The organism is Bradyrhizobium sp. SZCCHNR3119, from assembly GCF_032487775.1.
Taxonomy (GTDB): Bacteria; Pseudomonadota; Alphaproteobacteria; order Rhizobiales; family Xanthobacteraceae; genus Bradyrhizobium.
Window position 1 is genome coordinate 4,443,979 of sequence record NZ_JAUEUV010000001.1, and the last position, 12,343, is coordinate 4,456,321.

Consider the following 12,343-nt stretch of genomic DNA (forward strand, 5'->3'; position numbering starts at 1 on the left):
GCGCGTGACAGAGCCGGGCGGAGCTTACGGAGACACGGGATGGAAACTTTGCTTCCATCGGTCAGCTCCCGTGCCTCCTTACCATCAAGCGATGGACACCTTTTCTCAAGCGATGGACATCGTCAGCGGCGGCTCGACCTTGTCCGGCAATGGACTGACATAGGGCGTCCGCGCCGTGCGCTGCTTCAAGTCGGCCTTGGCGGCTTCGATCAGCTCAGGTTCGTTCAGCGCCTTGACGCCGAGCGCCGCCATCGCCTTGGCGGCCTGCACCATGGCCTTGTGCGCGGCCGGCGACTTGCCCTGCGCCACCACCTGCCAGGTGTGGAACGGCGTGCCGATCGCGACCGTCGGCGCATGCACCTGGACGGTCGGCACCACCCAACTGACATCGCCGACGTCGGTGGAGCCGATCTGCGGATTGCGCTTGGTATCGAGCGGCACCAGGAAATCCGCAAGCGGCCGGTCGCTCGGCTCCATGCCGATGCTGTAATAGACCGAAGAGATGTCCTTGTCGGTCAGCGTCGCCTGGATCTGGCGCGCGAAATCCTGGTCGGTTTCGTCGAAGCGCGGCGGCCCGAGCTCTTCCATGATCCTGTAGAGCGCCTGCTCCAGCGGCGCATTCGGCAGGATGTTGGAGACGGCCGAGATGATCTTCATCTCGACCTTGGTCTCGGTCATCAATGCCGCGCCTTGCGCGATCTTGTGCACGCGCTCGACCAGCTCGTTCATCCCAGGCAGATCGCGGGCGCGGATCGAATAGCGCACCCGCGCATGCGCCTGCACCACGTTCGGCGCGATGCCGCCGGTGTCGAGCAGCGCGTAATGCACGCGGGCATCGCTCGGCATGTGCTCGCGCATGTAGTTGACGCCGACATTCATCAGCTCGACCGCGTCGAGTGCGCTGCGGCCGAGATGCGGCGAAGCAGCTGCGTGCGAGGTGCGCCCGGTGAAGATGAAATCGGCGCGGGTGTTGGCGAGCGATGGCGTCATCACCACTTCCCAGAAGCTCGATGGATGCCAGGTGAGCGCGATATCGGCATCTTTGAAAGCGCCCGAGCGCACCATAAACGCTTTCGCGGCGCCGCCTTCCTCGGCCGGGCAGCCGTAATAGCGCACGCGCCCCGGCACCTTGTTGGCGGCGAGCCAATCCTTGACGGCGGTGGCGGCAAGCAACGCGGCGGAGCCAAGCAGGTTGTGGCCGCAGCCATGGCCGTGGCCGCCGGTCTCGACCGGCCGGTGTTCGGCGACGCCAGCCTCCTGGCTCAAGCCGGGCAGGGCGTCGTACTCGCCGAGAAACGCGATCACCGGGCCGCCTTCGCCCCATTCGCCCATCAGCGCAGTCGGAATCCCGGCGACATTCTCGGTGATGCGAAAGCCCTGGTGGCGCAGCTCGGTGAGGTGCTCGGCGGCGGAGCGCGCCTCGGTGTAGCAGACTTCCGGCATGCCCCAAACCCTGTCGCTGAGTTCGATGAAGCGGGGCTTGATTGCGTCGACGTCACGCCAGATGTCGCTACGGTTGTCCATCTTAGGTCCCTGAAGTGTGATGTTGGTTGGGATGCTGCATGGTTATCAGCTTCGCTTTCCCGCGCCTAGCACGCTCGCCGTTAGCAGCCATGCGCGGCATCATGAGACCGCCTCTGTGTGCTCGAATCTGAGTGCACGTTGTGCATTGTACTGGGCAACATGCCGCCTTCTGCAGCGCAACGGCGCTGACCGTGATGTCAGGCCGCCTCTCTCCCAGTCGAGGCTCGTTTTCTGGAACTGCTCGGGGGTCTCCTGCGCTTGCAAAAGACGTGAGGACCGCCGCCTTGGCGGCGCGATAGCTCTTCGACGATTCGGCGCATCGTATATAACGATGGGCAACGAAGGCCGGTGAGGGGCGACGAAGGCGCGTACCGACCGTATTCCGCAATCCGACCAGTCGAGCACGCCATGACCGAAATTGCCTGGAACAGAATGTCTGCCGAGCGCCTGCGGGCGCTGGCCACAGCGGACGCAATCGTCCTGCTGCCGGTCGGATCGACCGAGCAGCATGGGCCGCATCTGCCGACCGGCGTCGACGATTTCCTCTGCAGCGAGGTCTGCCGGCGCGTTGCGGCGCAGCTTGCGCCGGACTGTCCGGTCGTAGTCGCGCCGACGCTGTGGTGCGGTCTTGCCGACCATCACGTCGCGTTCGGCGGCACCTTCAGCCTGAGCCTTGCGACCTATTATGCCGTACTCAAGGATCTCTGCCGATCGATCCTCAATGCCGGCTTTCGCCGCATCGTCATCGTCAATGGTCATGGCGGCAACATCCAGGCGCTGGCGACCTTCACCGGCGAGCTGACGCGCGAGCTGAATGCGCCGATCGCAACGGTGACTTATTTCATGGAAGGACGCGAGGGGATGCGTGGCCTTTTGGAGGACCAGGACGGCGTGATGCACGCCTGCGAGGCCGAGACATCGATGATGATGGCGGTTCATCCTGCCCTCGTCGACGCGGGCCGGCTCGGTGAAGCGCATGGGCCGAAATTCGACATCATGGGCTCCCTGGTGCCCGAGCTGAAGATGTTCCGCTCCTTTGCCGAGCTCACGCCATCCGGCGTGGCCGGGGATGCGCGCAAGGCCTCCGCCGAAAAGGGCAGGCAGCTGCTCGATGCCTGCACCGCCGCGCTTGCTGCGCGTCTCAGGGCAGGGGAGCCATGGGCGCCGGCTCGCCAGGGGATAAGACAGTGAGTTCTGCTGTGGCGACGATCTCGTGGGGAGCGCCGACGCGGTTGCGGGAATAGGCCGGCGGGAACGATTGCGGCCGCGGTCCGTTCTTGCTCGAAGGAGCGCTGCCTCATGCGAGCAGGATCGATTGCAGCCATCGCGGCAATGTTGGTCATTCTGGCCGGTGCGGTGGCCTTCGCCTATCTCGGGCTGACGACGCCGGGTGAGCCGATGCCGACCCAGGGCTGGATCGCGCTCACGCTCGGTGTCGTGTTCTCGTTGATCGTGGGCATCGGACTGATGGCGCTGGTATTTTATAGCAGCCGCCATGGCTACGACGAGCAGGCGCAGTACAGGCCCGAGAACCGCCGCGACTAGGCTGATAGCCGCTGACGCGGTATCAGGCGGTTCGGTCGCGCGGTCACACCGGCCGCGGCGGATGTTCGGTGCGCGGGTGGCGTTCGTGCAGCAGTCTCGCCAGATCATGGCGCAGTTCGTTGCGATCGCGCATCGCGGTCTCGAACAGCGCTTCCTGAATGTCCCGCGGCATGTCGCCCCAGACGCTGATCGCGGCCTGGCCGAGCAACTGGGCGAATCTTGTTTCGTCCATGTGGCACCTCCGAGGCTCTTACGTCCGGGCACCATAAATGTTCCCAATACCGGAAGTTCCTGTTGATGGGCGAGCAAGACCCCTCTCGCGGCGCCGTGCGCCCGAGTTGATCAGGAGGTTCACCCTGCTCGCATGCGAGAGGGTGCAGGGAATGCCGGGTGAAGGCCTCACCCATGGCCCGCCTGCAGAAAAGAAAGCAGGCGGCAGTTACCACAGGTGCAGCCGATCAACCGGCATTCCCTGCGCGATGGTTTTAACGCTTATACGTGATCTCCCCGGGGACCGGCTTGATTGCCCCCGCTGCGCATGACGCTTTCGCGTCAGCACGACCTCAGCACCGGGAGGTCAGGACCACACGATTTCACGTCCGCATCGGCGTTGTTCGTCGGCGCGATCAGATCACGCTGCAACTCCAACACGGCCATCGCATCCCCGCCTCACGTGTCGTGACGATCGGCCGAAACGTCCCTCTGCTCGAGGCGGGATGCACGGAATGATCGTCGTGATTTGCCCGACGCGGCAAGAGAAAACCTCTGCGGCAGATTGGCACGACGGGCAATCCCGCGATCATTGCGTGGTGAACAGCACGACCGCAATCGCGACCGAGAGCGCGACGGCGGAGACGGTGCCGGTCGTCGACAGCACGCCGATGCGCCGGAGAGCTGCTGCAAAGACGATGATGATGGGTGTGACCGTGATGAGCCCCCATTGCGCTTCGCTCATGACTCCGTCCGCCGTTCCTTGATCCGTTGCTGCGGCTCTTATCGCATCTCTCTGCGCGGCAATTTGCGCCCCAGCAACGATCCGGACCGTTCGCTGCCGTCCCCGTGTTTGTGCTCCGACAAAGAGGCGCCTCGCCACGAGCGCTAGCCTCCTGGCGTCGGGAAGCGGAGAGAGCGATGTCGGCGGTTGACTGCGAACTGGAACAAGAGAGCTGGGGGGGCTTCGACGGGCTGCCCGGCGATCCCATGATGTGGGTGCTGATCGGCAGCGAGCTCGTCGCCTTCGGCCTTTTGCTCGGCGCGTTCGCGGTCGCGCATGTCGTCAATCCCGCATCGTTCGCGTCCGGGCAGGCGGTGCTCGACGTCCGCTTGGCGGGACTCAACACGATCGTGCTGGTCACGAGCGGCTGGGCCGCGGCGCGGGGAACCGCAGCCGCGGGTGCGGCCAGGCCGGGCCGTTCGCGTCGCTTCTTGTTGCTGGCGATGGCGCTTGGCGCCGCCTTCATCGCCATCAAGCTCACCGAATATCGCGGTGAGATCGCCGGCGGCGCTGTGCTGGATAGCGGTCCGTTCTTTACGTTGTACTTCCTGCTGACCGGCTTTCACTTGCTGCATGTGTTGCTCGGCATCGTCATCATCGCCGTCGTCTGCCGCCGCGCGCAGCCCACGCACGTCGAGACCGCGACTGCGTTCTGGCACATGGTCGACCTAGTCTGGGTCGTCATGTTCCCAATGCTCTATCTGGTGCGGTGAGCCATGTTCCATCTCGATCGGCTGGATGTCGCCTGGATCATGCTGCTCGGCCTCGCGGTCGCAACCATCGCGATCTTCTCGAGCGCCGGCGACGCGCTGCTTGGCAATACGGGCAATGCGCTCGTGCTGACCCTGGCCGCGATCAAGGGCCGCAAGATCATCCTCGACTATCTCGATCTGCGTGCAGCACCGGCGCTGTGGCGCGGCCTGATCACGACCTGGGTCGTCGCGGTGACGGCGTTCGCCTGGGCGACAGCTGCGCTGCGCACCTTCATCTGAGAGACTTCCATCTGAGAGGCTTCCCACGCCATCGCCGCGCTGATTGCGCCGCGACAAAGAACCGGCCGGGCGCGTCGGTAGACTGCTTCAGCACCTCGACTCCTCCAACCGGAAAGGACGTGTCATGGCTGAACGCCTGACCAAGTCGGCCGCCAGAAACGTGTTCTATGGCGGTTCGGCCTTCTTCTTCGTGATCTTTCTCGCGCTCACGGCGCACAGCCATTACTACATGGTCACGACCTCGACCAACGCCTCGACGCTGACCGCCTCCGTCGCGCGGGGCAAGCATGTGTGGGAGAGGAATTCCTGCATCAACTGTCACACGCTGCTGGGCGAGGGCGCCTATTTCGCGCCGGAGGTCGGCAATGTCTGGGACCGTTGGGGCGGCAGGGAGGACCCTGCGGCCGCGCGCGAGATGCTGAAATCCTGGATGCAGTCTCAGCCTTCCGGCGCGCCGGGCCGCCGGCAGATGCCGCAGTTCAATCTCTCCGACCAGGAGCTGAACGATCTCGCCGACTTCCTGCAATGGACCGACAGCATCAAGCGCCAGGACTGGCCGCCGAACAAGGCGGGTTGAGTCGGATCCCGTCCTCCCTCCACACAGAGAGCCTCATCGATGAAATACGAAACCCAGAAGGTCGCGATGCTGTATTTCTACGGCGCGCTGACGCTTTTCCTCGCCCAGGTCGCGTTCGGCGTGCTGGCCGGCACCATCTATGTGCTGCCGAATACGCTGTCGGTGATCCTGCCGTTCAACATCGTGCGCATGATCCACACCAACGCGCTGATCGTGTGGTCGCTGATCGGCTTCATGGGCGCGACCTATTTCCTGCTGCCCGAGGAAACCGAGACCGAGCTGTACAGCCCGCTGCTGGCGAAGATCCAGTTCTGGCTGTTCTTCGGCGCCGCGGGCGCCGCCGTGGTCGGCTATCTCTTCCATGTCCACGAGGGGCGCGAATTCCTCGAGCAGCCGTTCCCGATCAAGATCGGCATCGTCGTGGTCTGCCTGATGTTCCTGTTCAACGTCACGATGACGGCGCTGAAGGGACGCAAGACGACGGTGACCAACATCCTGCTGTTCGGCCTGTGGGGCGTTGCGATCTTCTTCCTGTTCGCCTTCTACAACCCGGCCAATCTCGCGGTCGACAAGATGTACTGGTGGTACATCGTCCATCTCTGGGTCGAGGGCGTCTGGGAGCTGATCATGGCCTCGGTGCTGGCCTTCCTGATGATCAAGCTGAACGGCATCGATCGCGAGGTGGTCGAGAAGTGGCTCTACGTCATCATCGGGCTGGCGCTGTTCTCCGGCATCCTCGGCACCGGTCACCACTTCTACTGGATCGGCGCTCCCGGCTATTGGCAATGGATCGGCTCCCTGTTCTCGACGCTCGAGGTCGCGCCCTTCTTCACCATGGTGATCTTCACCGTGCAGATGACCTTGAAGGCGGGGCGCAGGCATCCGAACCGGGCGGCGCTGCTCTGGTCGGTCGGCTGCTCGGTGATGGCCTTCCTCGGCGCCGGCGTCTGGGGCTTCCTGCACACCCTGTCGAGCGTGAACTACTACACCCATGGCACCCAGATCACCGCCGCCCATGGCCATCTCGCCTTCTTCGGCGCCTATGTGATGCTCAACCTCGCGGTCGTGGCCTACGCGGTGCCGCAGCTGAGGCAGCGCGCGCCCTATAATCAGTGGCTCTCGATCGCGAGCTTCTGGATCATGTGCACGGCGATGATGGTGATGACCTTCGCGCTTACCTTTGCCGGCATCATCCAGGTGCATCTGCAGCGCGTGCTCGGCCAGAGCTACATGGACGTGCAGGATCAGCTTGCGATGTTCTACTGGGTCCGGCTTGGCTCCGGCGTGTTCGTCGCGATCTCGGCCTTGATGTTCGTCTGGGCCGTACTGGTGCCGGGCCGCGCCAAGCAGCCGGCGATCTCCGGCGCGCTGCAGCCGGCCGAATGACAAGCGGCAGGCGGCCGCATTGCCGCGGCCGCCTGTATCCCCGATCGCGGAGAATGATGATGAAAGCCGCCCTTCACGCCGTCGAAGCCTCGACGCTCGACCTCCCGGCCTACACGCCGAGCGGCAATGAATGTGCATTGTTCGAACACGCCTGGCGGCATCGGCTGCCGGTGCTGTTGAAGGGCCCGACCGGCTGCGGCAAGACCCGCTTCGTCGGCCATATGGCGGCGCGGCTCGGCCTGCCGCTGCATACGGTGGCCTGCCACGACGATCTCACGGCCGCCGATCTCACCGGCCGCTATCTGCTGAAGGGCGGCGACACGGTCTGGACCGATGGACCATTGACCCGGGCGGTGCGCGAAGGCGGCATCTGCTATCTCGATGAGGTCGTGGAGGCGCGCAAGGACGTGACTGTCGTGCTGCATCCCCTGACCGACGACCGCCGCATCCTGCCGCTGGAGCGCACCGGTGAGGAACTGGTCGCGCCTGACGGCTTCATGCTGGTGGTCTCCTACAATCCCGGTTACCAGAGCCTGCACAAGGCGCTGAAGCCATCGACGCGGCAGCGCTTCATCGCGATCGAGTTCGGCTTCCTGCCGGCCGACCAGGAGATTGCGGTAGTGGCGTCGGAGAGCGGGCTGGCGCCTGAGCGGGTGCGGCCGCTGGTTGCGCTTGCTCATCGCCTCCGCGCCCTGCAGGGGCACGACCTGGAGGAGGGGGTCTCGACCCGGCTGCTGGTCTATTGCGCGACGCTGGTGGCGGCGGGAACGTCGGTGAAAGAAGCGGTGCTCGCGGGCATGATCGAGCCGCTGACCGACGATGCCGAGGTCAAGATGGCGCTGCGCGAGGTTGCTCATGCGGTGATTGGGTGAGCCATGCTCGACTTCCTCGAACTGGAGGAGACGGTCGGACGGGCCTGGCACCGCCTCGTCGGCGCGACTGCAAGCTATCCGGTTCACGCCGAGCATGCGGTGGCGCTCGCCGACATCCAGGGCCAGATCGCGGTGATGTTCCGCGCGCTCGGCGGCGAGACGGGCGTGCAGATCGCGCCAGCCAAGGCGCGCAAATCCGGCCACCGACTCGGCTGGCGTCAGCGCATCGGGCTGGGTGACGAATGTCTCGATCAGCCCGGGCGCGACGGCGCCACCATATTTCTTCCGGAGTGCATCGCGCTGTTTCCGGACGCTGATCTCAACGCGATGCTGTATCGCTGGCTCGCTGCGTGGTTTGCGACCGGGCCGTCGCCTGGCCTCGATGCGCTTGATCCGCTGCAGCGTGATCTCTCGACGCTGCGGCGGGCCTGCGGGATCACGGCGCTGGTCATTGCGCGTTTTCCAGGGCTCGCCACGCCGTATGCGCGACTCGCTCAGGCGATGGCGGTTGCGCGGCCGCGTCGGCCGCTGCCTCGCGTCGAACAGGAGGTCGAACACATCGTGATGGCGCTGCTCAGCAGCGGCGGTTCGTCCGAGCGCGCGCTGTGGGACGCCGCAATGCGGTCGCGCGAATTGCCTGGCCGCGCGCCGCCCGGCTATCAGGCGATGTTGCCCTGTCCGCTGTGGGGCGATTGCTGGTCCCGCGAGGCCGTCCCTGTGCAGGCCGACGATGACGATCTCCTCGCACCGAGCGAGGAGGCCACAGCACCGGACCCGCGCAAGCGCTTCGCCACGCGCGAGCGCGACGATGCGGCCAAGCGCGATCCCTTCATCCTCAATCGCTTCGAGAAGATCATGGCCATGGCGGAGATGGTCAATGTCGATCGTCCGTCCGACGACAGCGAAGACGAGGACGCGCGCAAGGCGGCCGATGACCTCGATGAACTCGCGATCTCCAGGTGCAAGGGCAAGCCGGCCACCAAGCTGAAATTCGATCTCGACCTGCCGCCCGAGGCTGTCGATCCCTCCCGGCTCGCCAGCGGCCGGCTCTATCCGGAATGGAACTATCGCAGCGGCAACTACATGGCCGATCATTGCCGCGTGGTCGCCGGCGATGCGCCGGAGACCGGCGAGAGCTGGATGCCGGATGATGCCATGCGCCGCCGCATCCGCCAGGTACGGCGGAGATTTGAGGCGCTCAGGCCGCGACACGAGGTGATGCGCGCCCAGGACGACGGCCATGATCTCGACCTCGATGCGCTGGTCCGCGCACGCTGCGATCTGCGGGCCGGAAGCGGCGCGCTGGATCGGGTGCATCTGGCGATGCGTCCCCAGGGACACGATCTCGCCGTCACCCTGCTGGTCGACGTCTCGCTGTCGACGGATGCCTGGGTCGATGGCTATCGCGTGCTCGACGTCGAGAAGGAGGCGCTGCTGGTGCTGGCCCATGGACTTGCGGCCTGCGGCGACACCAACAGCATTCTCACCTTCACCTCGCGCCGGCGCGACTGGGTGCGTGTCGAAACCGTCAAGGGATTCGGCGAGCCGATGAGTGCGCAGGTCGAGCGGCGAATCGGCGCGCTGCGGCCCGGCTATTACACCCGGATCGGTGCCGCCGTGCGTCACGCCGCGGCGGAACTGTCAGGGCAGCCGCAGCGCAAGCGCCTGCTGCTGGTTCTGACCGACGGCAAGCCGAACGACGTCGATCATTATGAAGGCCGCTTCGCCGTCGAAGACACGCGCAAGGCGGTGCAGGAGGCGCGGCGGCAGGGTGTCTCGGTGTTCGGCGTGACCATCGATGCAGCGGCGCAATCCTATTTTCCGACGCTGTTCGGCCGCGGCGGCTACGCGATCGTCGGCAATATCCGCCGGCTGCCGGCGGCGCTGCCCGCGATCTATCGCCAGGTCGCGCATTGACGGCTCGCTGTGCTTGACATCCAGAAGTCGCTTTGCGGTCATTTACAGGCAGAGAGTGAGTCGCATCTAGCTCGGTTGTGTAGAACGCTTCTCCGCTTGCCCCTGCCGGCAGACTCACCTTAGATCGAGGTCGTTCAAAGCGCTGCCACCGCGTCCCCTCAACTCAATCGACGTCTGCAACGAAATGCCCAAGCCTGCTCAAGAGAAATCTGTCCAAGAGAAATCGGCTCAAGACAAGTCTTCCAAGGATATGTCGAAGGATCTGTCGCAGGGCGGCTACGCCGTCGTTGTCGATGGCCAGGTCAAGACCGAATTCAAGACCAAGGAAGGCGCCCAGAACGGCGCAAGGGACCTGAAGCGGCGCTTCCCGATGCTGCAGATCAAAGTCTATGACGTGGCGACCCGCCAGGAACAGGAGATCGAGCTGGCGAGGGGGTGAGCCCGGTCAAACGCGGCCGGATTCCAGTCTCGGCTGCGCCGAGGACTGGTATGCAGTCTCTGTGGATGTGCAGCCGGTCAATGTCCGGCTGGCGTTGCGCACCTCGCTGCGGAAGGTCTTGGCGAGGTTCGACAGCGGCTTGGCTTCCGACCACAACATATAGGCCGACACAGGCGTTTTCGGCGTGAAGGGACGGACCACGAGATCGTGGCCGCCCTGCTGCGGCGAGAACGGATCGACCACCGCAGCGCCGACGCCAGTCGCGGCGAGCACGCAAGCCGTGTTGCAGTAGCGCACCTCGACGCTGGGCTGGAACGTTGCACCGGCTTGGGCAAAACTTTCGCGCACGGCTTCACCGAGCCGCGTGCCGCGTTCGAGCCCGATCAGCGGAAAGCCGGCAAGATCGGCTGCCGAGATCATCAGCCGCTCCGCCAAAGGATGCTTCGGCGGCAGCACGCAGACCATTTCACCGGTATGCACCACCTCATGGGCGATGCCCGGATGATCGGATAGCCCGAGCGCGAATCCGAGCTCGGCGACATTGCCGAGCACGCCGTCGATGATTCCCTCATAACGCCGCACGTCGAAGAACACGCGCGTCTGCGGGCGCCGGCGCAGGAAGCCCGACAGCGTCGGCGGGATGATGCTGTAGGCGAGTGGCGGCGTCGCCACGATCGAGAGATGGCCGGTGCGCTGTTCGCGCAGATCGCGGACGCGGTTCTCCAGCCGCGCATGCAACGTGAAGATCGCCTCGCTCTCCTCATAGAGCGCCATCGCCTCGGCGGTCGGGAACAGCCGGTTGTTGATGCGCTCGAACAGCGTGAAGCCGGCCTGGGCTTCCATCGCCTTCAACGCGTTGCTGATCGCAGGCTGCGACAGCGCGAGCTCCTCGGCGGCGGCGACGGTGGTGCGGTGGCGAATGACCGCACGCAGGATTTCGAGCTGGCGCAGGTTCATGGGATGAACGCCTTATAAGCTGTCGTTATGGTCGCGGGCAAAATATCATAGCGCGAGGCTTTCGTGGCCCGTTGCAAAACTTGCGCCGCTTCCGCGTAATCGCCCCTCTCGCATTGCGCCAAGGGCAAGGCTGTGCCGCCTTGGAATTCAGCAATGCGCACAGATCGGAGGCAATGTTGAGTCGTATTGTCCGCGCCGCCGCTGCCCAGATGGGGCCGACCCAACGGGCCGATTCCCGCGCGCACACGCTGGCGCGCATGATCGCGCTGCTGGAGCAGGCCGCCGGCCAAGGCGCACGGCTCGTGGTGTTCCCGGAGCTGGCCTTCACCACCTTCTTCCCGCGCTGGCTCCTGGAAGACGATGCGCTCGATACGCATTTCGAGCGCAGCATGCCGAATGCGGATGTGCAATTCTTGTTCGACCGCGCCCGTACGCTCGGCGTCGGCTTTTATGTCGGCTACGCCGAACTGACCGCCGAGGGCCGGCGCTTCAATTCCTCCATCCTGGTCGATCGCGAAGGGCAGATCATCAGCAAGTACCGCAAGGTGCATCTGCCGGGCTCGGTCGAGCCGCGGCCGGGCGCCAAGTATCAGCAGCTCGAGAAGCGCTATTTCGGTTATGGCGATCTCGGCTTTCCCGCCGTGCGCACTGGAGCCGATTGGGGCCGCGCCATCATCGGCATGATGATCTGCAACGATCGTCGTTGGCCGGAATCCTGGCGCGTGCTCGGAATGCAAGGCGTCGAACTCGTCTGCATCGGCTACAACTCCGCGGCCTATGATCCGAACGGCGGCAACACCGAGGATGCATCGCTGCGCACCTTCCACTCGACGCTGGTCGCACAGGCCAACGCCTATATGAACGCGACCTGGGCCATCGCCGTGGCCAAGGCAGGCGACGAGGACGGCTCCGGGCTGATCGGCGGCTCCTGCATCGTCGATCCCAACGGGCGGATCGTTGCGCAAGCGACATCGCTCGCCGACGAGGTGATCGTGGCCGACATCGATCTCGATCTTTGCCGGCAGGGCAAGGAGAAGATGTTCAACTTCGCGGCGCATCGCCGGCCCGAGCAGTACCGCGTCATCGCCGAACGCGCCGGCGCAGTCGAGCCGGCCTAGCGTTGGCGAGGGGAGGGACATG

The 12,343-nt window shown here is 64.9% G+C and carries 14 protein-coding genes; 10 read left to right on the top strand and 4 right to left on the bottom strand.

All coding sequences use genetic code 11. The annotated features are described in order from the left end of the window. Positions 1-105: 105 nt before the first annotated feature. Positions 106-1,524 carry a M20 family metallopeptidase gene (locus tag QX034_RS20440; RefSeq protein ID WP_315700719.1) on the bottom strand — a complete coding sequence of 473 codons (1,419 nt, stop codon included), beginning with the start codon at positions 1,522-1,524 and terminating at the stop codon, positions 106-108. 408 nt (positions 1,525-1,932) lie between these two features. On the opposite strand from QX034_RS20440, the gene QX034_RS20445 reads away from it, so the two are divergent. Together QX034_RS20445 and QX034_RS20450 are read left to right on the top strand one after the other, a co-directional pair. Beyond that, positions 1,933-2,715: a creatininase family protein gene (locus tag QX034_RS20445; protein WP_315728441.1), complete on the top strand. Its 783-nt coding sequence runs from the start codon at positions 1,933-1,935 to the stop codon at positions 2,713-2,715. 108 nt (positions 2,716-2,823) lie between these two features. Next, positions 2,824-3,069 carry a hypothetical protein gene (locus QX034_RS20450; protein WP_315700717.1) on the top strand — a complete coding sequence of 82 codons (246 nt, stop codon included), beginning with the start codon at positions 2,824-2,826 and terminating at the stop codon, positions 3,067-3,069. A gap of 43 nt (positions 3,070-3,112) precedes the next feature. On the opposite strand, the gene QX034_RS20455 is transcribed toward QX034_RS20450, so the two are convergent. Together QX034_RS20455 and QX034_RS20460 are read right to left on the bottom strand one after the other, a co-directional pair. Further along, a complete protein-coding gene (locus QX034_RS20455; RefSeq protein WP_315700716.1) occupies positions 3,113-3,301 on the bottom strand; it encodes a hypothetical protein in 189 nt (62 codons plus the stop codon). Positions 3,302-3,868: 567 nt separating this feature from the next. Further along, positions 3,869-4,024 carry a hypothetical protein gene (locus QX034_RS20460; protein WP_315700715.1) on the bottom strand — a complete coding sequence of 52 codons (156 nt, stop codon included), beginning with the start codon at positions 4,022-4,024 and terminating at the stop codon, positions 3,869-3,871. A gap of 176 nt (positions 4,025-4,200) precedes the next feature. Here QX034_RS20460 and QX034_RS20465 point away from each other — a divergent pair, with 176 nt between their 5' ends. The 7 genes from QX034_RS20465 to QX034_RS20495 all read left to right on the top strand — a co-directional run bounded on the left by QX034_RS20465 (position 4,201) and on the right by QX034_RS20495 (position 10,246). After that, positions 4,201-4,776: a cytochrome c oxidase subunit 3 gene (locus tag QX034_RS20465; protein WP_315700714.1), complete on the top strand. Its 576-nt coding sequence runs from the start codon at positions 4,201-4,203 to the stop codon at positions 4,774-4,776. Positions 4,777-4,779: 3 nt separating this feature from the next. Then, entirely contained in the window at positions 4,780-5,055 is a 276-nt protein-coding gene (locus QX034_RS20470) for a cytochrome C oxidase subunit IV family protein (protein ID WP_315700713.1), read from the top strand. 124 nt (positions 5,056-5,179) lie between these two features. Continuing rightward, a complete protein-coding gene (locus QX034_RS20475) occupies positions 5,180-5,632 on the top strand; it encodes a cytochrome c (RefSeq protein WP_315700712.1) in 453 nt (150 codons plus the stop codon). A gap of 39 nt (positions 5,633-5,671) precedes the next feature. Next, the gene (locus QX034_RS20480) at positions 5,672-7,018 is read left to right on the top strand and encodes a cbb3-type cytochrome c oxidase subunit I (RefSeq protein WP_315700711.1); all 1,347 of its coding nucleotides are present in this window, start codon (positions 5,672-5,674) and stop codon (positions 7,016-7,018) included. Between the two features lie 59 nt (positions 7,019-7,077). Further along, a complete protein-coding gene (locus QX034_RS20485) occupies positions 7,078-7,890 on the top strand; it encodes a CbbQ/NirQ/NorQ/GpvN family protein (RefSeq protein ID WP_315700710.1) in 813 nt (270 codons plus the stop codon). Positions 7,891-7,893: 3 nt separating this feature from the next. Then, positions 7,894-9,807, top strand: coding sequence for a nitric oxide reductase activation protein NorD (locus tag QX034_RS20490; RefSeq protein ID WP_315700709.1), 1,914 nt, complete (start codon positions 7,894-7,896; stop codon positions 9,805-9,807). A gap of 250 nt (positions 9,808-10,057) precedes the next feature. Beyond that, positions 10,058-10,246, top strand: coding sequence for a hypothetical protein (locus QX034_RS20495; protein ID WP_315700708.1), 189 nt, complete (start codon positions 10,058-10,060; stop codon positions 10,244-10,246). 6 nt (positions 10,247-10,252) lie between these two features. On the opposite strand, the gene QX034_RS20500 is transcribed toward QX034_RS20495, so the two are convergent. Continuing rightward, complete coding sequence (locus tag QX034_RS20500; protein WP_315700707.1) at positions 10,253-11,203, bottom strand: LysR family transcriptional regulator; 951 nt, start codon at positions 11,201-11,203, stop codon at positions 10,253-10,255. 173 nt (positions 11,204-11,376) lie between these two features. Between QX034_RS20500 and QX034_RS20505 the strand changes: the two genes are divergently transcribed. Beyond that, positions 11,377-12,321, top strand: coding sequence for an N-carbamoyl-D-amino-acid hydrolase (locus QX034_RS20505; protein WP_315741782.1), 945 nt, complete (start codon positions 11,377-11,379; stop codon positions 12,319-12,321). Positions 12,322-12,343: the final 22 nt, after the last annotated feature.